Source organism: Bradyrhizobium ferriligni, assembly GCF_056837965.1.
Genome location: NZ_JBXEJO010000024.1, coordinates 90,130 through 110,459, shown reverse-complemented (window position 1 = coordinate 110,459; position 20,330 = coordinate 90,130). Strand labels below are relative to the sequence as shown.

At 65.1% G+C, this 20,330-nt stretch carries 15 protein-coding genes, 1 tRNA gene and 1 pseudogene; 13 read left to right on the top strand and 4 right to left on the bottom strand.

Annotated elements, in window-relative coordinates; all coding sequences use genetic code 11:
* Nucleotides 1-56: 56 nt before the first annotated feature.
* On the bottom strand, nt 57-1,025 hold the full coding sequence (locus AC1VNY_RS16515; protein WP_482405941.1) for a complex I NDUFA9 subunit family protein: 969 nt from the start codon (nt 1,023-1,025) through the stop codon (nt 57-59).
* A 146-nt stretch (nt 1,026-1,171) separates the two neighbouring features.
* On the opposite strand from AC1VNY_RS16515, the gene AC1VNY_RS16510 reads away from it, so the two are divergent.
* A tRNA-Leu gene (locus tag AC1VNY_RS16510) sits at nt 1,172-1,258 on the top strand.
* Nucleotides 1,259-1,363: 105 nt separating this feature from the next.
* On the opposite strand, the pseudogene AC1VNY_RS16505 reads toward AC1VNY_RS16510, so the two are convergent.
* Nucleotides 1,364-2,236, bottom strand: a pseudogene (locus tag AC1VNY_RS16505) (translation factor GTPase family protein); the annotation flags it as partial.
* Nucleotides 2,237-2,536: 300 nt separating this feature from the next.
* On the opposite strand from AC1VNY_RS16505, the gene AC1VNY_RS16500 reads away from it, so the two are divergent.
* Nucleotides 2,537-3,742 (top strand): GNAT family N-acetyltransferase, encoded by a 1,206-nt coding sequence (locus AC1VNY_RS16500; RefSeq protein WP_482405940.1) that lies wholly within the window; start codon nt 2,537-2,539, stop codon nt 3,740-3,742.
* Between the two features lie 111 nt (nt 3,743-3,853).
* Here AC1VNY_RS16500 and AC1VNY_RS16495 read toward each other — a convergent pair whose 3' ends face one another.
* Nucleotides 3,854-5,122, bottom strand: coding sequence for an MFS transporter (locus AC1VNY_RS16495; protein ID WP_482405939.1), 1,269 nt, complete (start codon nt 5,120-5,122; stop codon nt 3,854-3,856).
* Between the two features lie 454 nt (nt 5,123-5,576).
* Between AC1VNY_RS16495 and AC1VNY_RS16490 the strand changes: the two genes are divergently transcribed.
* From AC1VNY_RS16490 to ptsN, 8 genes are all read left to right on the top strand, one after another.
* Nucleotides 5,577-8,360, top strand: a complete 2,784-nt coding sequence (locus AC1VNY_RS16490) for an autotransporter family protein (protein ID WP_482405938.1) — start codon at nt 5,577-5,579, stop codon at nt 8,358-8,360.
* Nucleotides 8,361-8,590: 230 nt separating this feature from the next.
* Nucleotides 8,591-9,205 carry a ribonuclease D gene (locus tag AC1VNY_RS16485; protein WP_076833773.1) on the top strand — a complete coding sequence of 205 codons (615 nt, stop codon included), beginning with the start codon at nt 8,591-8,593 and terminating at the stop codon, nt 9,203-9,205.
* 154 nt (nt 9,206-9,359) lie between these two features.
* On the top strand, nt 9,360-10,088 hold the full coding sequence (gene lptC, locus AC1VNY_RS16480; protein ID WP_411779815.1) for an LPS export ABC transporter periplasmic protein LptC: 729 nt from the start codon (nt 9,360-9,362) through the stop codon (nt 10,086-10,088).
* Nucleotides 10,085-10,816 (top strand): LptA/OstA family protein, encoded by a 732-nt coding sequence (locus AC1VNY_RS16475; RefSeq protein WP_482405937.1) that lies wholly within the window; start codon nt 10,085-10,087, stop codon nt 10,814-10,816. Before lptC ends, AC1VNY_RS16475 begins: the two co-directional genes overlap by 4 nt.
* Before the next feature lie 342 nt (nt 10,817-11,158).
* A complete protein-coding gene (gene lptB, locus AC1VNY_RS16470) occupies nt 11,159-12,139 on the top strand; it encodes an LPS export ABC transporter ATP-binding protein (protein ID WP_482405936.1) in 981 nt (326 codons plus the stop codon).
* Nucleotides 12,140-12,229: 90 nt separating this feature from the next.
* The gene (gene rpoN / locus AC1VNY_RS16465; protein WP_456683987.1) at nt 12,230-13,885 is read left to right on the top strand and encodes an RNA polymerase factor sigma-54; all 1,656 of its coding nucleotides are present in this window, start codon (nt 12,230-12,232) and stop codon (nt 13,883-13,885) included.
* Nucleotides 13,886-14,070: 185 nt separating this feature from the next.
* Entirely contained in the window at nt 14,071-14,670 is a 600-nt protein-coding gene (gene hpf, locus AC1VNY_RS16460) for a ribosome hibernation-promoting factor, HPF/YfiA family (protein WP_028337939.1), read from the top strand.
* A 231-nt stretch (nt 14,671-14,901) separates the two neighbouring features.
* Nucleotides 14,902-15,363, top strand: coding sequence for a PTS IIA-like nitrogen regulatory protein PtsN (gene ptsN / locus AC1VNY_RS16455; RefSeq protein ID WP_095731866.1), 462 nt, complete (start codon nt 14,902-14,904; stop codon nt 15,361-15,363).
* A gap of 362 nt (nt 15,364-15,725) precedes the next feature.
* Here the strand turns inward: ptsN and AC1VNY_RS16450 are convergent, their stop codons facing one another.
* Nucleotides 15,726-16,364 (bottom strand): TetR/AcrR family transcriptional regulator, encoded by a 639-nt coding sequence (locus tag AC1VNY_RS16450; protein WP_411779814.1) that lies wholly within the window; start codon nt 16,362-16,364, stop codon nt 15,726-15,728.
* Between the two features lie 335 nt (nt 16,365-16,699).
* Here AC1VNY_RS16450 and AC1VNY_RS16445 point away from each other — a divergent pair, with 335 nt between their 5' ends.
* From AC1VNY_RS16445 to AC1VNY_RS16435, 3 genes are all read left to right on the top strand, one after another.
* The gene (locus AC1VNY_RS16445) at nt 16,700-17,503 is read left to right on the top strand and encodes an SDR family NAD(P)-dependent oxidoreductase (RefSeq protein ID WP_482405935.1); all 804 of its coding nucleotides are present in this window, start codon (nt 16,700-16,702) and stop codon (nt 17,501-17,503) included.
* Between the two features lie 36 nt (nt 17,504-17,539).
* The gene (locus AC1VNY_RS16440; RefSeq protein ID WP_482405934.1) at nt 17,540-18,670 is read left to right on the top strand and encodes a DUF5938 domain-containing protein; all 1,131 of its coding nucleotides are present in this window, start codon (nt 17,540-17,542) and stop codon (nt 18,668-18,670) included.
* A 123-nt stretch (nt 18,671-18,793) separates the two neighbouring features.
* Complete coding sequence (locus AC1VNY_RS16435) at nt 18,794-20,323, top strand: AMP-binding protein (protein WP_482405933.1); 1,530 nt, start codon at nt 18,794-18,796, stop codon at nt 20,321-20,323.
* Nucleotides 20,324-20,330: the final 7 nt, after the last annotated feature.

Sequence of the window (20,330 nt, the reverse complement as noted above, 5' to 3'; positions counted from 1 at the left end):
CACCCCAACCCTCCCCCGCAAGCGGGAGAGGGGGCGCAGTCTTTCCGTGGTAACGCCTACGCGCTCTTCTTCTGGAACTGGCCGGTGGCGCGGAAGCGCCAGAGATATTGCGGGGCGATCGCTTCCATCGAATCCGGCGAGATGCCGAGGCCCGCGAAGGTCAGGCCGGCGGCCTTGGCGGCGTCGGACACCACGTTGTCCGAACGCAGCATCGCGACCTGGTCCGGTGTCAGCGTGAACGGCCCCGGCGCGAACTGCAGGAAGTACGACTGGAACTTGGCGAGGCCGAACGGCAGCGGCGCCAGCATGCGATCGCGCTGGGTGATCTTGAGGATGATCTGCATCACCTCGCGCATGGTGAGCACTTCCGGCCCGCCGAGCTCGTAAGCTGCGCCCTGCTTCGCCTTGCCGTCCACGGCATCGGCGACGGCGACCGCGACGTCGCCGACATAGGCCGGCTGCACCGTGTTGACCCCGCCGCCGACCAGCGGCAGCACCGGCGACATCCGTGCCAGCGCCGCAAAGCGGTTGGTGAACTGATCCTCGGGCCCGAACAACAGCGACGGCCGCATGATGGTGGCCTGTGGCAAGGCCGCCAGCACCGCCGCCTCGCCCTCCGCCTTGGCGCGGAAATAGCTCGAGGGCGAATCCGCGTCGGCCCCGATCGCCGAGACATGGACCATCCGCCCGCCGGCAGCGGCCGCCGCCTTGGCGATGCTCTCGGCACCCTTCACCTGCACGGCATCGAAGCTCTGCCCGCCGCCCTCGGCCAGGATGCCGACCAGGTTGATGGCGATATGCGAATCACGCATCGCCGCCTCGACCGAGGCCGGATAGCGCACATTGGCCTGGACGGCATGAATCTGCCCGACACGGCCGAGCGGCTGCAGATGACCGGCCAGTTCAGGCCGCCGCACCGCGACTCGGACGCGGTAATCGCGCTTGCAGAGCGCCCGGACCACGTTCCGCCCCAGAAAACCCGATCCGCCGAAGACCGTGACGAGCGTGTCCAGGTTCGATGCCATGGGGTGATTCCTGTGGGATTCGAGAGCGATTGACGTGGGTTAACCGTCTGGCGATACGCCATCGGCCTTATCCTGTACAGGGTATTTGAATTTCCAATCGCGAATTTGACAAGCGCGCAACCGATCCTTACTAAGCCGCTCCACATGCCCAGGTGGCGGAATTGGTAGACGCGCTGGCTTCAGGTGCCAGTGGCTTAACGGCCGTGAAGGTTCGAGTCCTTTCCTGGGCACCACCCCCTTTTTAAGCGATTGAAATCGCTCGGTATCCGGAGGATGGGTGCGGCGAAGCCGTAACCTGCCACGGTGCGGGCTTTCTGCGTCTCGGGTTCGCCCAGCACCTAGGCGCGCATTCCCATCGCCGGACCGAACGGCGGGTCGTCATCGTTCGGCCGCGCCTCGGCGTAGTGATCGAACTGCATGGTGAAGGTCGCGCGGCCCTGGCCTGCGGCACGCAGGCCATTCGTATAGCCGCCGAACATGTTTTTCAGCGGCACCATTGCCGTGATGGCAATGCCGTCGTTGTGCGCGATTTGATTCTGGATATTGCCACGGCGCAGGCGCAGGTCGTGCATGACAGCAGCCAAGCGATCCTCCGGCGTCACCACCTCGACCTTCATGATCGGCTCGAGCAGCACTGACTTGCCCATTTGCAGCGCCTCGCGGAAGCAGGCGCGCGCGGCGATCTCGAAGGCCTGTGCCGACGAGTCGACGTCGTGGAACTTGCCGTCGGTCAGTTGCACCCTGACGTCGACCACGGGGAAGCCGGCGACCACGCCCGAGGGCAAGAGGCTCACGAGACCCTTCTCGATGCCGGGGACGTACTGTTTCGGCACGGCGCCGTCGGCGATCTTCGATTCGAAAGCGTAGCCCTTGCCCGGCTCGTTCGGCTCGACCACGAGGGTGACGGAAGCGAACTGGCCGGCGCCGCCGCTCTGCCGCTTGTGAGTGTAGCTGTGCTCGACCCGACAGGTGATCCGCTCGAGGAATGCCACCTGCGGTGCGCCGATACGCGCGTCGATTTCGTAAGCGCGCTTCAAGAGGTCGATCTTGGTGTCGAGCTGCAGCTCGCTGACGCCCTTCAGGATGATCTGGCCGGACACATGATTAGTCGACACGAGGAACGAGGGATCCCCCGCCGTCAGCTCGGCGAGCGCAGCCTCGAGCCGCTGATGGTCGGCCTTCGACCTGGGCTCGATCGCAATTTCGATAATGCCGGGCTGTACCAAGTGATCCGCCATCGCAGCTTGATATCACGAGATGAACCGTGGCGGTGTGTTGACCGCGTGGCCGCCGAATACATGCTTCCGTTGTCGACATGGAGCCTGAAGGCAGGTGTATCCGAAACGGAAACGACAGCTTCATGACCAACGAATAAACGATGGAGGTAATCCCAGTTCTCTCGTCCTGCGGCATTTTTGCCAATTTTGTCCCGGCATCGAATTACGCTCAGATCGGCGCCGACTGGACGGCCTCAGCCCCGCTGCGACTATACACCACGACAGAGCTTGGCGATGATCGCGATCGAAAGCCGGACGGCGCGAGCAACGCGCATCGCCGCCGTCGACGTCGTCCACGATCTCGACGCCGCCGAGACGATCTGGCGGAGTCTTGAGAACTCGAGTCATTCCATCACGCCCTTTCAGCGGTTCGACTTCCTCGCCCCGTGGCAGCGTGAGGTCGGTCAGCGCGCGGGACTGTCGCCTTTCATCGTTATCGCGCGTGACGGCGATGGCCAAGCACGGGGCTTGCTGCCGCTTGCCCTGCAAACGGCTCTCGGCGTGCGCCGCGCGAGCTTCATGGGCGGCGAGCACGCAACCTTCAATATGGGCCTGTGGGAGCGCGGGTTCGCTTCCGGTGCCACGAAGGCCGATCTCCACGCATTCATGGCGATGCTCGCCAAGCGTGACAAAGTCGACGTGCTGGCGTTGCGCCAGCAGCCGGCGCAGTGGCGCGGCGTGCAAAACCCGCTGGCGCTGCTGCCTCATGAGCCCTTGGTCTTGAACTGCCCGATGCGCACAATCGAGCCGGGCGCAACGGCCGTGAACCTGGTCGGCAATCCCTCCCGCCGCATGAAGCTCAAGCAGCGCAAACTGCTGGAGCTGACCGGCTACCGCTATCACGTCGCCTCCGCTGATGCCGACATCGACCGCCTGCTCGACTGGTTCTTCCGCGTGAAGTCGGAGCGGTTGGCCGAGCGGAAGCAGTCCAATGTGTTCGCCGAACGCGCCGTGGAGCAATTCATCCGCGCCGCCTGCATGACAAGGCTGTCCCACGGCGGCCGTGTCATCGAAATCCATGCGCTCGAATGCGACGAGGAAGTGATCGCGATCTTCGCCTTGGCTGCCGATGGCCACCGCTTCTCGACGATGTTCAACACCTACACTTTGTCAGGCAACGCGAAATTCAGTCCCGGCCTGCTCTTGATGCAGGAAATCATCCATCATTTTGCCGGCCGGCACTATCGCGCCTTCGACTTCGGCCTCGGCTCGCATGACTACAAGCGGCTATTCTGCAAGGACGACGAGCCATTGTTCGACAGTTTCATTCCGCTCACCAGGCTCGGCCGACAGGCCGCCGGAGTGATGTCCGCGGTGGACCGCACCAAGCGGTTGGTGGAACACCACCCGAAGCTCCGCGGCGTTGCGCAGCGCCTTCGCAAGGTCTTGCTCGACAAAGCATTCTGCACAATTCCCCTCGTTTCCTTGCTTCAAATGTAGCTGCCGAGCTTCGTCAACCGCGGAGGTCAGGCATCCGCGGCGGCTAGCCGGGACGCGCGCAGGCCCGAGCCTGCGTCCCATCCCGCGTAGCCGGAACGAGCGGCGCCTCCCTCACACGATCCGTCGGCCCGCGCGGCGGGCGATGGGCCGCTGCACGAAATACATCGCGATCATCGAAATAATGGTGGTTGCGACGACGATGTAGCCCAGCCGGTCGAAATGCAGCAGCGAACCGTCGGGATTTTCCGCGATGATCGCCGCTGCAAAGACCGAGCCCAACCCGCCCGACAGCTGCTGCACGGATGCCGAGATCGCGCTGAACGATCCGCGCTGGCTGGCGTCGGGAATCGCCGACATCAGCGCCTGCGACGGGATCATGCGCGAGAAGATGCCGATGAACATCAGCACATTAACCACGATCGCGGTCAGCAGCGAGACGTGGCCGAGGTTGGTGTAGATCAGCACCATGATCACGGTCACCACGCAGCCGAATGCGAAGGTCGGATATTTGCCGAACGCATCGCTGGCGCGGCCGACCAGCGGTCCGATGATGATGCTGAACAGGCCTGAGACGAGATAGATCGTCGGCAGGTGGACGATGTCGATGCCGAGATTATGCACGGTGAAGGCGCTGCCGAACGGCATCAGCATGAAGCCGCCGGTCGCGAGCAGCGTGGTCACCAGGAAGGCCAGCGTGTAGCGCGGCTGGCCCACGGTCGCGATCAGGTGGCGGAACGGATTGCTGTCGTGCTGCAATTTGAGATGGGCATCGACCGGATGCATCGCGATTGCAATCGCCGCGATCGCGACAATCGACAGGCCGACGATGGCCACGAAGCAGATGTGCCAGTTAAAGTGATTGGCCAGGAACAGGCCGGCCGGAACGCCGAGCACCTGGCTCGCGGCGAACGCCGTTTGCAGCACGCCCATGGCGCGGCCGCGCTGTTGCAGCGGGAACAGGTCGGTGACGATGGCAAGCACCACGGAGCCGATCACCCCGCCGAAAATGCCGGTGACGATGCGGCCGAGCAGCAGCACGTGAAAATTCTGCGCCAGCGCGCAGAGAACGGTGCCGAGCATGAAGCCGACATAGAAGAACAGCAGCAGCCGCTTGCGGTCGAAGCGATCGGCAAAGCCGGCGGCGAGGACGCCGGAAATGCCGGCCGCGAACGCGTAGGCCGAGACCGCGACGCCGAATTGCCCGGCCGTGATGTTCAGCGACGGCATCAGGATGGCGCCGAGCGGCGACATGATGATGAAATCGAGGATCAGCGTGAATTGCGTGAAGGCGAGCAGCGCGATCAGGAACGATTGGTAGCGCGAGAAGCCACGCTCCTGCTGGTCGTCGTCGATCGGCGCAGCGATGGTCTGGTCGGACATAAGGCTCATTTCATTGGGGAGGCCGGTGCTGGCCGGCAACAGATAGGGAGGGCGCGGCCGGATTTCATGGGGCGCACGGGCAACAGTTCCCTCGAAATCGAACGCGTAGCGGCAATGACTTGGCCCCGACTTCGCCCCGACTTGGCCGCGTGCCCACGTCGAACTTGGCGAGAAAATGGGGGCAGCGGCGCGCCCGAGACGCCATGGCGATTGTTTCCGGTTGTGTCGGTCGATAACTGCAACGGGTGAATGCTGTACTTCACAACCTTGGAAGAGTACGCACGTCAAGGATGTGAATCGGACTGATGCATCTCATGGTTCCGTCTGTGGCGACCGCGCAACAGGTCGCTGTAAATCGTTTCAAGCTTGAACGGAGCGGAGCTGAGAGCGGGGCGGAGTAGCAGATGGCGGCGAGGCCGGGGGCTCGGCTTCGCGCCGACGGTGGAGTAGGGGCATGGTTTCCTCGCGGCTCGCGGCGATCCTGTCGTGCACGGCCTTGGGTGGCGGTTGTCTGTTGTCCGCGTCGCCGGCGTTTGCGGCCTGCGACAGTCTCGCGCCAGCGAGCGGGCAGACGGTAACCTGTTCGACCGCAGCGCCGAATCCCTCGCCGGCCGGCGTGCAGGCCGTTGCCGGCAGCTCGAACGTCACCGTGAACGTGCTGCAGGGCGCCGGCATCACGCCGGGCGCCGGAGCGACCGCGATCGGCCTTGTCTCCAGCAGCGCCGCCACCAACAACGGCACGCTGACCATCAGCGGCGGTGGCACCGGCATCTTCGGCAGCGGCAACGGCAATGTCTTCACCAACGGCGCGTCGGGCGTGATCACGACCTCGGGCGCCGGCAGCAATGCGATCGCCGCCAGCAGTAACGGCAACACGCTGATCAACAACGGCACGATCACGACGCAGAACGGCACCTCGCGCGGCCTTGCCATCACCGGTCTCACGCAGCACAACAACAACACGCTGATCAATACCGGGACGATCACCACCCAGGGCCCGCAATCGCACGGCCTTTTTGTGCAGACCGGCGACAGCAACACCTTCACCAATAGCGGCACCATCACCACGGCCGGCGCAGGCGCCCGTGCGATCTTCTCCGCCGGCCAGTTTGCGACCATCACCAATACCGGCACGCTGCTGACGACCGGTGGCGACGCGGGCGGCACCGCCAACAACACCGTGTTCATGCAAGGCAATGCCGGCGTCCTGCGCAACAACGGCACGATCGAGGCGCGCGGCGTCAATGCCGACGGCGTGTTCTCCAACACCGCCGGATCGTCGTTCACCGCCCGCATCGAGAACCTCGCCGGCGGCAAGATCATCAGCCAGGCGGGACCCGCGATCCGCACGCTCAACGGCGCCACCACCATCGTCAATGCCGGCCTGATCGCCGGCAACGGCGGCACGGCGCTCGCTGGCGGCAGCGGTGCCGTGACCATGATCCTGCAAACCGGCTCGCAGATCGTTGGCCTTGCCGATGGCGGCGGCGGCAACAACCAGGTGCGGCTGCAAGGCAGCGGCACGGTCGACAATGCGTTCGCGCGATTCCAGACGCTGACGATGGAAGGCAATGACTGGACCTGGGCCGGTACCGGCACCTTCGCCAACACCTTCATCAACAGCGGTTCGCTTACGCTGCAGACGTCGCTGACCGGCAATGTGACGATCGCGGCCGGCACCAGCCTGCTGGCAGGCAACGGCGCCAATCCGTCGATCACGCCGTTTCCGGGCGGCCCGCCGATCACCGTCACCAATGCCGGCGTGATCAATTTGACCAACGGCGGCGCCACCGCCGCGAATAGCCTGACGATCGCGGGCAACTATGTCGGCAATGGCGGCGGGCTCTATCTGCGCACCGTGCTCGGTGGCGATGGGTCGCCGTCGGATCGGCTCGTCATCTCCGGCGGCAATGCGTCGGGCTCGACCGCGGTGACCGTCACCAATGCCGGCGGCGCGGGCGCACTGACCGCCGCCGACGGCATCATGGTGGTGCAGGCGGTCAACGGCGGCACCACGGCTGCGGGCGCATTCGGCCTCACCAACGCCGTCGTGGCCGGCGCCCACGAATATCTGCTGTTCCGCGGCGGCGTCTCCGCCGGCAGCGCCAACAACTGGTATCTGCGCTCGACATTGTTGCCCGGCACGGCCTCGCCTGCGCCCCCGGCTGTGGCTGCACCGGCGCCCCCTTCATCGCCCAACGTGGTGCCGCCGCCTCCGGGGCTGCCCGCGGAGGATCTGTCGTCGCTGACGCCGCCGCCGGCAGGCGCCGCGCCGGTCCAGCTCTACCGTGAAGAGGTGTCGGTCTATTCGGCGCTGCCGCAGGTGGCGCAAAAGCTCGGGCTGGCGACGCTCGGCACCTTCCATCAGCGCCAGGGCGATCAGGCTTTGCTGACCAGCGGCGGCGAACAGCCGGCGGCGTGGGCGCGTGCCTATGGCTCGCACAGCTCGCAGAGCTGGGCCGGCACGGTCAGCCCCGCCTTCGACGGCACCATGGCCGGCGTGCAGGTCGGCGTCGACATCCTGCGCATCCAGTCCGCGCCCGAGCATCATGATCGCGCCGGCTTCTTCTACGCGTATGGCTGGGCCAGCGGCACCATCAACGGCTTCGCGCTCGGCCTGAACGACGTCCGCACCGGCACGCTCTCGATCGACAGCCAGAATATCGGCGGCTACTGGACCCATGTCGGCCCCTCGGGCTGGTATGTCGACGCCGTGCTGATGGGCAGCTTCTACGGCGCAAGCCCGCAGTCGGATCGTCAGGTCGGCGCGCGGGTGTCGGGCACCGGCGTCGCCGCATCGCTGGAAGCCGGCGCGCCGATCCCGCTGAACAGCTTTCTCGCGATCGAGCCGCAGGCGCAGCTGATCTGGCAGCGGCAGTCGTTCGACAGCTTCAACGACATGTTCTCGAGCGTCGCGCTCGGCAGTGCCGATACGCTGACCGGGCGGCTCGGCGTGCGCGTTCCGGCAACGTTCGTCGTCGGCACGGCCGAACTGCGTCCCTATCTCGAGGCCAATCTCTGGCACACCGCCGCGAATGACCGCAGCATCGCGTTCGCGACGACGGACCTGATCGGCGTGCAAAGCCGCGGCACCGCCGTCGAGATCGGTGCCGGCGTCTCCGCGCAGCTCAATCGCACGATCAGCGCCTATGCGAGCGCCGGCTACACGACCTCGGTGGACAGCCTCCATCGCGAGGACATCACTGGCCGCTTCGGCCTGCGCGTCAGCTGGCAGTGATGGCGCGCCCGCGTGGGGGCGCGCGGCAGGGATAGCAACCCATTGTCTCCGCTGCACAATGGCGGTACACCCTGAACTATCTGTGCCGGAACAATTAAGGATTCCCGCTGCTCGCGTCCGGTCCAGACCGGCCCCGATGCCAGTGCGATCCGAAGATTGGCGCATGCTCGCCTGTCGGCGGATTGGACGGTAGTTTATTCCGACGGCGATTCGACGAGGTTTTTGACAGCATGACCATCCGCCTGCATCGCGGCGACCTGCCCGATCTGTCCCGCTACACCGACTCGGTGGCGATCGACACCGAGACCATGGGGCTGCATCCGCACCGTGACCGGCTCTGCGTGGTGCAGATGTCGAACGGCGACGGCACCGCCGACGTGATCCAGATTCCGAAGGGCCACACCGATTCGCCGAACCTGAAGGCGCTGCTCGCCAATCCCAAGATCACCAAGATCTTCCATTTCGCACGGTTCGACGTCGCGGTGCTCTACAACACGTTCGGCGTGATGCCGACGCCGGTCTATTGCACCAAGATCGCCTCGCGGCTGTCGCGCACCTACACCGATCGCCACGGCCTGAAGGATCTGGTGCGCGAGGTGCTGAACGTCGAATTGTCGAAGCAGCAGCAGTCCAGCGACTGGGGCGCGCAAAGCCTCAGCGAGGCCCAGCTCGCCTACGCCGCCTCCGACGTGCTGCATTTGCATGCGCTGCGCGACAAGCTGAATGTCATGCTCGCGCGCGAGGGACGGACCGATCTCGCCCAGGCCTGCTTCGACTTCCTCCCCGCCCGCGCCAGGCTCGATCTCGACGGCTGGGAGGCCGAGGACATTTTCGCCCATTCATGATGCGCGCCGAATTCGTCGCGGCGGGGGCAGTTCCGCCCCGTTTCGGCCAAACTGTTCACGCGTGGTCCGGTGCGGGGGCGCGAGGCGAGGTCCGGGCTGCATATTTGGGCGGCTCCGGCTAGAATAGGGGCAGTTTCGCGCCTCTGGAGCTCAGGTGAATTCGGTTCAGAATCCAGCCTATGTCACGGGCCTCGAGGCGCGCTTTGCCGCCGCCGCGCGGCACAGCCGCATGGTGCGGATCCTGCGTGTCGCGGTGCCCGCGATGGTCGGCCTGGCGATGGCCGTGGTCATCTACATCGCGCTGTTCAATCCGTTCCACGACCTGATCCCCAAGCTGCCGCTCGAGATGGATAACCTCGTCGTGTCCGGCACCAAGATCACGATGGAAGCGCCGCATATCGCCGGCTTCTCCAACGACGGACGGCCTTACGAGATGTGGGCCAAGGCGGCGATCCAGGACGTCACCGATCCTGACCATGTCGAGCTGAAGACGATCCGCGCCAAGGTGGCGCAACAGGATCAGTCGACGGTGACGATGGATGCGCGCACCGGCTTCTTCGACAACAAGAAGCAGCTGCTCGACTTGCGCCAGGACATCTTCCTGCAGTCGTCCACCGGCTACGAGGCCCGGCTGACGCAGGCCTTCGTCGACATCAACAAGGGTAACGTGTCGTCGGACGAGCATGTCGACGTCAAGCTGCTCGACGGCACGCTGACCGCCGACAGGCTCCGGATCTACAACAGCGGCGAGCTGGTGCGGTTCGAAGGCAATGTCGTGATGAATCTCGACAAGCTCGGCGACAACAATGCCGCCCCGCCGGCCGAGCCCGCTCCACCGCCGCCGCCGTCACCGAAGCCACGCAAGTCCGCCAACACGAAATGATTTTGATGATGAGACGTTTTCCGCACGGCATGGCAATTGCGGCGTTCCTGTCCGCGCTTTTCGCCGCGAGTGCCGCGTTCGCGCAGGGCTCGATGAGCGGCGTGCCCAACGCCATGCAGGGCTTCTCGCAGAACCGCGACCAGCCGATCCAGATCGAGGCCGCCTCGCTGGAAATGCGCGACAAGAAAAAGGAGGCGACCTTCGCCGGCAATGTGAAGGTCGTGCAGGGCGACACCACCATGACGTCGAAGACGCTGGTCGTGTTCTACGAGGATAAATCGACCCAGGCGCCGGCGCCCGCCCCGACCGGCACCAAGGGTGCGGCCGCCAAGGGCGCCGCGCCGATGCAGTCGGCAACGCCCGGCCCCGGCGGCGCCTCCTCGATCAAGCGGCTGGAGGCGAAGGGTAATGTCGTCGTCACCCAGAAGGACCAGGTCGTCACCGGCGAGACCGCGATCTTCGACACCAAAACCAATTTGATCACGATGCTCGGCGGCGGCGGCAGCCAGGTGGTGCTGACCCAGTGCCAGAATGTGCTGCGCGGCGACCGCCTTTTGGTCGACATGACCACCGGCGTCTCGCGCGTCGAAGCCGACAATGGCAAGGTGCAGGGCCTGTTCATCCAGTCGCCGGGCGGACAGAGCGGCAAGTGCGGCGCGCCGGCCGCTCCCGGCTCAGCCCCGGCCCCGTCGCCGCTGCAGCTGACTCCGGGCGGCAAGTCCAAGTAAGCCTCACGTAAGGTCAAGCAGAATCAATTGGTTAGATAATATTCTGCGGCCGCGAGGTTGAAGCCGGCGGGGCGAGACTGTATCTACTGCAGCGGCCCGGCCGAACAATGCGCCTCGAGGGGGAATATGTCGGCCGGGACAGGGGCATCCATTCATTCAAGGCGCGGGTGATCGCGCTTTGCCGTGTTGTTCGAGCATGATCTCCGCGCAAATGCGTCCGCTTTTGTCGCGCGGGAAGGCCGGTATTCAGATTTCCGGCTCATGCTTGCGGCGTCGCATGCGAATCGATCGATGCGCAGGCAAGGTCGCGGGATCACCGTGAAAGGCTGAAGCGAAGCGGGGATGGTGGATTTTCTCGGCATGTTCCGGCGGCGCTCTGCGAAACGCAGTACCGGATTTGCGCGCTCGCATGACGACATCACGGCGCTCGACGACCAGTTCGGCGAGATGCTGACGTCTCCGGTGCGTGATGCGCCGCCGATGGCGCGCGCCGCGTCGGCTCCCGGCGTCGAGCTGCCGCGAGCCCAACCGGCAGCAGCGCCAGCGCGTGCAAGGCCGGCCCGGAACAGCGCGCCCGCCGCGCCGCAGCTCATCAAGCGGCCGGGTTATCTGGCTGTGCATAGCGTGGAAAAGAGTTTCGGCAGCCGCCAGGTCGTGCGCGGCGTCAGCATCTATGTGCGCCGTGGCGAGGCGGTCGGCCTGCTCGGGCCCAACGGCGCCGGCAAGACCACCGTGTTCTACATGATTACCGGGCTGATCAAGGCCGATCGCGGCGCCATCGAGCTCGACGGCCACGACGTCACCAAGCTGCCGATGTATCAGCGCGCGCGCCTCGGCATCGGCTATCTGCCGCAGGAAGCCTCGATCTTCCGCGGCCTGTCGGTCGAGCAGAACATCCGCGCCGTGCTCGAGGTCGTCGAGCCCTCGAAGAAGAAGCGCGAGCACGAGCTGGATTCGCTGCTCGACGAGTTCAACATCACGCGACTGCGCAAGAGCCCGTCGATCGCGTTGTCCGGCGGCGAGCGCCGCCGCGTCGAGATTGCGCGCGCGCTGGCGACGCGCCCCAATTACATGCTGCTCGACGAGCCGTTCGCCGGCATCGACCCGATCGCGGTCGGCGACATCCAGGATCTCGTCCGCCATCTCACCAACCGCGGCATCGGCGTGCTCATCACCGACCACAATGTCCGCGAGACGCTCGGCCTGACCGACCGCGCCTATATCGTCTATGCCGGTGAAATCTTGACTGAGGGAAGCCCGGAGGAGATCGTTAATGATCCCGATGTACGCCGGCTTTACCTTGGCGAGGAATTCCGCCTCTAGCGCTATTTTCCAATCCGTCAAGCCGTGTACAAGGGCTTCGGACTAATATAAGCAAGAATCGAGCCAACTTTTAGGATCGTTCTTGCCTCCATGGCGCTGACCCAAAGACTAGAGTTCCGCCAGTCGCAGTCGCTGGTGATGACGCCGCAGCTGATGCAGGCGATCAAGCTGCTGCAACTGTCGAACCTGGACCTGTCGGCCTTTGTCGAGGAAGAGCTGGAGCGCAATCCGCTGCTGGAGCGGGCCGCCGACGGACCGGAGCCGCCGGTGGCGGGCGAGCCGGCCATGGAGCGGCCGGACTACGGCGATTCCGACGGTTCCAGCAGCTATGGGGACGATGGCGACGCCTCCGACATGGCCGCCGGCCCAGGCGGCGAGGCCGCCTTCGAGCCCGGCCAGGAGGAATGGCTGAACCGCGACCTCGGCAGCCGCGCCGAGATCGAGCAGACGCTCGATACCCGCCTCGACAACGTGTTTTCCGAGGAGCCGGCGGAAGCGGCGGCGCGCGCCGCGCAGGATGCACCGCCATCGGTCTACACCGAATGGGGCGGCGGCGCCTCCAGCGACGACGAGTACAATCTCGAAGCTTTCGTGGCCGCCGAGCTGACGCTTGCCGACCACCTCGCCGAACAACTCGCGGTGGCGTTCTCGGCGCCGGCGCAGCGCATGATCGGGCAGTATCTGATCGACCTGGTCGACGACGCCGGCTACCTGCCGGCCGATCTCGGCCAGGCCGCCGAGCGGCTCGGTGCGTCGCAGCAAGCGGTCGACGAGGTCGTCGCCGTGCTGCAGAAATTCGACCCGCCCGGCGTGTGCGCGCGAAACCTGAGCGAATGCCTCGCGATCCAGCTGCGCGAGCTCGATCGCTACGATCCGGCGATGCAGGCGCTGGTCGAGCATCTCGACCTGCTCGCCAAGCGCGACATCGCGGCCTTGCGAAAGCTCTGCGGCGTCGACGACGAAGACATCACCGACATGATCGCCGAGATCCGCCGACTCGACCCGAAGCCCGGACTGAAGTTCGGCACCGCGCGGACGCAAACCATGGTGCCCGACGTCTATGTGCGCCCGGGTCCCGACGGCGGCTGGCATGTCGAGCTCAACAGCGACACTCTGCCGCGCGTTCTGGTCAACCAGACCTATTACGCTGAGCTGTCGAAGACGATCCGCAAGGACGGTGACAAGTCGTACTTCACCGACTGCCTGCAGAACGCGACCTGGCTGGTCCGCGCGCTCGATCAGCGCGCCCGCACTATCCTGAAGGTCGCGACCGAAATCGTCCGCCAGCAGGATGGCTTCTTCACCTATGGCGTCGCGCATTTGCGGCCGCTCAATCTGAAGGCGGTCGCGGACGCGATCCAGATGCATGAATCGACGGTGTCGCGCGTCACCGCCAACAAATACATGGCGACCAATCGCGGCAGTTTTGAATTGAAGTATTTCTTCACTGCCTCGATCGCGTCGGCCGACGGCGGCGAGGCCCATTCGGCCGAGGCGGTGCGTCACCACATCAAGCAACTGATCGACGGCGAGGCCCCGTCGGCGATCCTGTCCGACGACACGATCGTGGAACGTTTGCGCGCCTCGGGCATTGATATCGCCCGCCGTACCGTCGCGAAATATCGCGAGGCGATGCGGATACCATCCTCGGTGCAACGCCGCCGTGACAAACAGAGCATGCTCGGTAATGCCCTTTCGGCTCCTGCCTCCTCGTCCGACCGGTCGCGCGATACAGCCCCCGTTTAGGTTACTTCTTGAGCGTGACCCCGTTCGGGTACGTAGCGGGCCATGCGCTCGTTGCGTTCGCGCCAAATCGGGATAGTCTCAATCTTTCCAGGTCGAGCGTCGTCCAGAAAGGGAGGTGGCCGGAAGCCCAGCAAGCATCATGCTCCTGCAAGAGTGATCGAGGCATCCAGCAATTGAGGCATCAAATGACCCTTCGAATCTCGGGAAAGAGCATCAGCATCGGCGAGGCGCTTCGCGCGCGCGTCAGCGAGCGCACCGACGAGGTCCTGCGAAAGTATTTTGATGGCAACTATTCGGGTCACATCACGCTGAGCAAGGATGGCTTCGGCTTCCGAACCGATTGCGCGCTGCATCTGGATTCCGGCATCACGCTGGAAGCCGAATCCAACGCCACCGATGCCTATGCCAGCGCCGACGCCGCGCTCTTGATGATCGAGAAGCGCCTGCGCCGCTACAAGAGCCGGCTCAAGGATCGCTCCGCCCGCAAGACCTATGCCGCGACTGCCGCGCTTGCCGAATTGAACGGCGTCGGGCTCGACGCGCCGAGCTACGTCATCGAGGCGCCCGAGAACGAGGACGAGGTCACCGAATACAGCCCGGTGATCATTGCCGAGGCAACCACCGCGCTGAAGCGGCTGTCGGTCAGCGAAGCCGTGATGGAGCTCGATCTGACCGGCGCCTCCTGCCTGGTGTTCCAGCATGGCGGCAGCGGCCGGTTGAACATCATTTACCGCCGTACGGATGGCAATGTCGGCTGGGTCGATCCGCCGGCGGTGAGCCCTTGAGGATAGTTGGCAGATGGCATTGACGTCCGAAGCCGGCCCTGCTTATGGTCCGCCGCCTCCAGGAACAAGGGAGGCGGAACAGGGTTCGCAGGTGTTGGCACCGCCGATACGTTGGAGTAGAAGCCCTGCCAACCGGACCCGGGCTAAGCCCGCATCCCACCTCATCTTCTTGACGCCGCCGCTGTAAAGCCTATTTCGCAACCTGACGGTCATTCACCTCGGAACGTCCCAATGCCGATTACCGATTTGGTCGCACCCGAGGCGATTCTCCCGGCTTTGAAAGTCATCAGCAAGAAGCAGGCGCTGCAGGAACTCGCTGCGCGTGCCTCCGCTCTGACCGGGCAGAATGAGCGCGCCATCTTCGAGGTGCTGCTGCAGCGCGAGAGGCTCGGCACCACGGCGGTCGGCTATGGCGTCGCCATTCCGCACGGCAAGCTGCCCAAGCTGGAGAAGCTGTTCGGCTTCTTCGCCCGCCTCGAGCGCCCGATCGATTTCGAGGCGATGGACGGACAGCCGGTCGACCTGATCTTCCTGCTGCTGGCACCGGAAGGCGCCGGCGCCGACCATCTCAAGGCGCTGGCGCGAATCGCCCGCCTGCTGCGCGACCAGGACGTCGCCAAGAAGCTGCGAGCCTCGCGCGACGCCCAGGCGATCTACTCCGTGCTCGCGCTGCCGCCGGCGAGCGCGGCGTAGTCATCCGCATTCGCGGATTCGTTCGCGCAACTGTCACCAAGACATAGACTGCGCGCCACGCGGTGGCGCACATCAATGCGCGATCGTTTCAATCTCCGTAGCCCGGATGGAGCGAAGCGCAATCCGGGGAAATCTCGCAACTGGCGCCAATCCCGGATTGCGCTGCGCTCCATCCGGGCTACGAAGCTCCATCCGTACAGGCCCGTCTTCTCCTTCCCCCCGAAAGGGGGAAGGTCGGGATGGGGGGCAGCCGCGGGCGACGCTGTATGTGGAGAGTGCGAATCCCCACCTGCTTTGCTCTGGCGAGCAAAGCGACCTCCCCTTTTCAAGGGGAGGTTGGAGTCGAATCGTTCGCAATTCTCTCAACAGATCGTCGGCAGCAGACGGCGAACTTCGCCGAGCAGATCGGGCACGGCCTTCTCGTCATTGGCGAGATGCCGGAGCAGTGCGCTCTGGAACAGGCCGTCGAACAGCGCATAAAGCGCCGCCGGAGACGATGCCGGCCGCTTGTTGCCGAGCTCGGCGTAGCGCGTGGCGATGCGCCAGATCATCGCTTCCAGGCTCTTGTCGATCTCGAGCACGTCCTTGCGGAACGCCGGCTCGAACATCGCCTGCGAGCGCAGATCGTACCAGAGCCGATGCATGCGCGCTTCGTTCTCGAGCGTGGCCGCGAGCTTGGCGAGGAAGCCTTCGGTCAATTCGTCGCGGCTGCGCGCTGTCGTCACCACCTCGTCATAGCGCGTCACGCATTTCGCCTTGTAGTGACGGACGCAGCAGCAGATCAGGTCGAGCTTGTCGCTGAAGTAGTAGTGAAACACGCCGTGCGTGAATGCGGAGTTCTGCGCGATCTCGCGCAGGCTGGTGCGCGCGAAGCCTAGCTCGCCAAGCGTTTCCAGCGCGGCCTCCGCGAGCTCGACGCGTCGCGCGTTGAACTTCTCGTCGCGCAGCGCCTCGGCCGCCACAGCCACGCGTTGGGCCGCCCCTGTCGCTTGCCGCGCCATTCCGTGCCTTCCCTCTGCTTCTTCCCTCGAGCAACTATACCGCGGCGACCGCGGCGCGCTCCATCCCTTCACAATCATCCTCTTTGACACTTGTCAAATTCAGACTTGACAAGTGTCAAGTTCCTGGACGAGGGTTGGCGCAATAATTTGGACAACCGTCAAGACGGCTGACCAATCGAGAAACAGGAGGAGATGCACCGCCGGGCGCGCCAACGCTGCGCCCCGCTGACGCCTGCCGCCACCACCAGTGCACCCAGAATGCGCAGACCGCCGGCCCATGCTGCCGGGGCCAACGGCACGCCGATCAAATCACCAAGCAAAGGGAGGACTACGTCATGAGTGGGAAGAGCCTTGAAGGCAGGAAAGCCCTGGTCACCGGCGGCGCCCGGGGGATTGGCGCGGCGATCGCGCAGGCATTGGCGCGGTCCGGCGCCGCGGTCATGATCGGCGATATTCTCGACGACACCGGCAAGGCCAGCGCCGCCGAGATCGCCAAGGCCGGGGTGAAGACCGGCTTCGTCAAGCTCGACGTCACTGACGATGCGCAATGGGAGCGGGCCGCCGCAGCGACGGTCGAAACTCTCGGCGGCTTCGACATCCTGATCAACAATGCCGGCATCGAGATCACCTCGCTGGTCGCCGACATCAAGGCCGAGGACGCGCGCCGCATGTGCGACGTCAACATCGTCGGCACCGTGCTCGGCATGAAGCACGCCTTCCGCGCGATGCGGCCGGGCGGCGCCGCGGGCAAGGGCGGCGCGGTGGTCAACATCGCTTCGGTCGCGGCGACGATCGCGTTTCCGAGCATCGCGGTCTATTCCGGCACCAAATCCGCGGTCGACCGCATGACGCGCGTCGGCGCGATGGAGGCCGGCAAGCTCGGCTATGGCGTGCGCGTCAACTGCATCTATCCCGGCCTGATCCCGACCGACATGGGCCTGCAGCTTGCCAACGACATCGTGAATATCGGTCTCGCGCCCGACGTCAACGCCGCGGTCGGCTCGGTGGTGGAGCAGACGCCGCTCGGCAAGCTCGCGGAGGTCTCCGACATCGCCGACGCCGCGGTGTTCCTGTGCTCGAACGATGCGCGCTTCATCACCGGCATCGGCCTGCCGGTCGATGGCGGCATGGGCATGTAGCAACAAAGCCGACAACAAGCATTTCGGAGGATCGCAATGAGCGAGAAGAAGCCCGTCATCGTCTATGGCGCATCCGGCTACACCGGCCGGCTGGTCTGCGAATATCTGCGCGAGTACAACATCCCCTTCATCGCCGCCGGCCGCAGCGCCGAGAAGCTCAACGCCGCGATGAAATCGAACGTGGCCGGTATCGAGACCGCCGACTATGAGGTCGTGTCGGTGCCGCACACCGTGGCCGCGCTGACCGAATTGTTCAAGGGCGCCTCGGTGGTGCTCAACACCGTGGGCCCGTTCGCCAAGTTCGGCGGCGAGGTGGTACAGGCCTGCCTGGCTGCCAGGTGCCACTATACGGACACGACCGGTGAGCAGGATTGGCTGATCACGCTCGAGCAGGAGTTTGGTACGAAATTCGCCAATGCCGGCCTGCTGCTGGCGCCGGGCATCGCGCAGATGTACACCACCGGCGAGATCGCTGCGCAGGTGTGCCTGGAAACGCCCGGCCTCGACACGCTCGACATCGCCGTGTTCTGGGGCGGCAGCCCGACCATCGCCTCGACGCAGACCATCCTGGTCAACGCCGCGATGGCCAAGGCCTACTACCTGGAGCAGAACAAGTACGTCGAGCATCAGCCCGATGCGGGCCTCTACAACCTCGCCATCCCCGGCCAGCACGAGCTGGCGCTGGCGCTGCCGTGGGGCGGCACCTCGCACCCGGTGTGGTTCAAGCAGGATCCGCGCGTCGCCAACGTGAAGGTGCTGGGCGGCGTGTTCAATCGCGCGCTGATGCTGGGCGTGCCGCAGATCGTCGCCGCCGCGCTGGAGGCGACCAAGGACATGAAACCCGACGACCGCTACGCCGCGCTGGCGCAGACCGCTGCCGGCGTGATGAACACCATGCCGCCGCGCGAGAATCCGCGCGTCAACAAGTCGCTGGATTCGGTGTATGCCTCCGGCCCGCTGGGGCGCGCGCACTGCGTCATCTACGGCAACAGCAACTACAAGCAGACCGGCATGCTGCAGGCCTATGCTGCCGCGCACCTGCTGCAGCAGCCGCCCAAGCGCGTAGGCTTCGCGTCCGGCTGTCAGGCGTTTGGCCATCGCGAGCTGCTCGGGCAATTGCGCAGCTTCGGCCTGGTCGGCCAGCCGGTCCTGACCGTGCATGATTGAGCTTGAGCCCCGCTCGGATCGGGGCTCAACACTCCGTTCCCTGAAGCGTTTTCGTTTTGCTCGAAAACGCTCCTCCCGCGGGTGACGCGTTGCGCGTCACCCGCCTCTTGCGCGAGACCTGCCATGCGCTTCATCGATTATCTCGATAAGGGTGCCTCGCTCGGCGCCGACGCGCCGTGTCTCACCATGGACGGCCGCGATCTCAGCTATGGCGAGGTGCAGCGGCTGAGCTATCGCATCGCGCGCGGCCTCGAGCGGTCGGGCATCGCTCCCGGCGAGAAGGTCGCGATCCTGTCCGGCAACGATCCGCTCGCTTTCGCCTGCGTGTTCGGCATCTCGCGCGCCGCCGCCGTGTGGTGCCCGATCAATCCGCGCAACGAGGCGGCCGAGAACAAGTTCATTCTCGACCAGTTCGATTGCAGCCTGCTGCTGTTTCATTCGAGCTTTGCGCCGATGGTTGACGCCGTCCGGCAGGACCTGCCCAAGCTGCGCGCGCTGGTCTGTCTCGACGCCGAGCTGCCGTTCGCGCCGTCGTTCGAGCGCTGGCTCGGCGACCTTATTGATGATGTCTATCAGCGCGCCACGATCGACGATCTCGCGATGATCCCGGGCACCGGCGGCACCACAGGCAAGCCGAAGGGCGTGATGCTCTCCGGGCGCAACATCGAGGCGATGACCGCGCTGACCCTGATGGGTTACCCGTTCAAGGGCCGCCCGATTTATCTCGCGCTTGCGCCGCTGACGCATGCCGCCGGCGTGCTTTGTTTTCCGATCATGACGCTGGGTGGTCGCGTCGTGATCATGCACCACCCTGACATCGGCGAGTTCCTCGCGCTGATCGAGCGTTATCGCGTCACCCACACCTTCCTGCCGCCGACCGTGATCTACATGCTGCTCGATCATCCCGGGCTCGATGCGGCCGATCGCAGCTCGCTGCAATGTTTCTGGTACGGAGCGGCACCGATCTCGGCGACGCGGCTCGCGGAAGCCTTGAAGCGGATCGGGCCGATGGCACAGCTGTTCGGCCAGACCGAGGCGCCGATGATGATCTCGATGATGCCGCCCGCCGATCACTACAATCCGGACGGCACGATCGCGATGGAGCGACTTTCGTCGGCCGGGCGGATCGGCCCGCTGGTGCAGGCCGGCATCATGGATGGCGACGGGAAGCTGTTGCCGGCGGGATCGCGCGGCGAGATCGTGGTGCGCGGATCGCTGGTCATGGAAGGCTACTACAAGAACCCCGAGGCCACGCGCGAGGCTTCGGCGCATGGTTGGCACCACACCGGCGATATCGGCTACATCGACGGCGACGGCTACCTGTACATCGTCGATCGCGCCAAGGACATGATCATCACCGGCGGCTTCAACGTGTACTCGATCGAGGTCGAGAACGCGTTGCGGGCCCACGAGGCGGTGCAGGATTGCGCTGTCATCGGATTGCCCGATGACAAATGGGGCGAGCGGATCGTCGCTGTGGTGCAGCCGCGCGCCGGCCACACCGTCGATGCGTCCGCGCTCGCCGCCTTCGTCAAGCAGCAGATCGGCAGCATCAAGACGCCGAAGCAGATCGAGGTCTGGGACGATCTTCCGCGTTCCAAGGTCGGCAAGGTGCTGAAGCCGGACATCCGCGCGCGGCTGGTGCCACGCTAGCCCGTGC

Excerpts from the sequence above, each read along its gene's own strand:
- AC1VNY_RS16515 (WP_482405941.1), bottom strand. The coding sequence starts at position 1,025 with ATGGCATCGAACCTGGACACGCTCGTCACGGTCTTCGGCGGATCGGGT.
- AC1VNY_RS16500 (WP_482405940.1), top strand. The coding sequence starts at position 2,537 with ATGATCGCGATCGAAAGCCGGACGGCGCGAGCAACGCGCATCGCCGCC.
- AC1VNY_RS16495 (WP_482405939.1), bottom strand. The coding sequence starts at position 5,122 with ATGTCCGACCAGACCATCGCTGCGCCGATCGACGACGACCAGCAGGAG.
- AC1VNY_RS16490 (WP_482405938.1), top strand. The coding sequence starts at position 5,577 with ATGGTTTCCTCGCGGCTCGCGGCGATCCTGTCGTGCACGGCCTTGGGT.
- AC1VNY_RS16485 (WP_076833773.1), top strand. The coding sequence starts at position 8,591 with ATGACCATCCGCCTGCATCGCGGCGACCTGCCCGATCTGTCCCGCTAC.
- AC1VNY_RS16475 (WP_482405937.1), top strand. The coding sequence starts at position 10,085 with ATGATTTTGATGATGAGACGTTTTCCGCACGGCATGGCAATTGCGGCG.
- lptB (WP_482405936.1), top strand. The coding sequence starts at position 11,159 with ATGGTGGATTTTCTCGGCATGTTCCGGCGGCGCTCTGCGAAACGCAGT.
- rpoN (WP_456683987.1), top strand. The coding sequence starts at position 12,230 with ATGGCGCTGACCCAAAGACTAGAGTTCCGCCAGTCGCAGTCGCTGGTG.
- hpf (WP_028337939.1), top strand. The coding sequence starts at position 14,071 with ATGACCCTTCGAATCTCGGGAAAGAGCATCAGCATCGGCGAGGCGCTT.
- ptsN (WP_095731866.1), top strand. The coding sequence starts at position 14,902 with ATGCCGATTACCGATTTGGTCGCACCCGAGGCGATTCTCCCGGCTTTG.
- AC1VNY_RS16450 (WP_411779814.1), bottom strand. The coding sequence starts at position 16,364 with ATGGCGCGGCAAGCGACAGGGGCGGCCCAACGCGTGGCTGTGGCGGCC.
- AC1VNY_RS16445 (WP_482405935.1), top strand. The coding sequence starts at position 16,700 with ATGAGTGGGAAGAGCCTTGAAGGCAGGAAAGCCCTGGTCACCGGCGGC.
- AC1VNY_RS16440 (WP_482405934.1), top strand. The coding sequence starts at position 17,540 with ATGAGCGAGAAGAAGCCCGTCATCGTCTATGGCGCATCCGGCTACACC.
- AC1VNY_RS16435 (WP_482405933.1), top strand. The coding sequence starts at position 18,794 with ATGCGCTTCATCGATTATCTCGATAAGGGTGCCTCGCTCGGCGCCGAC.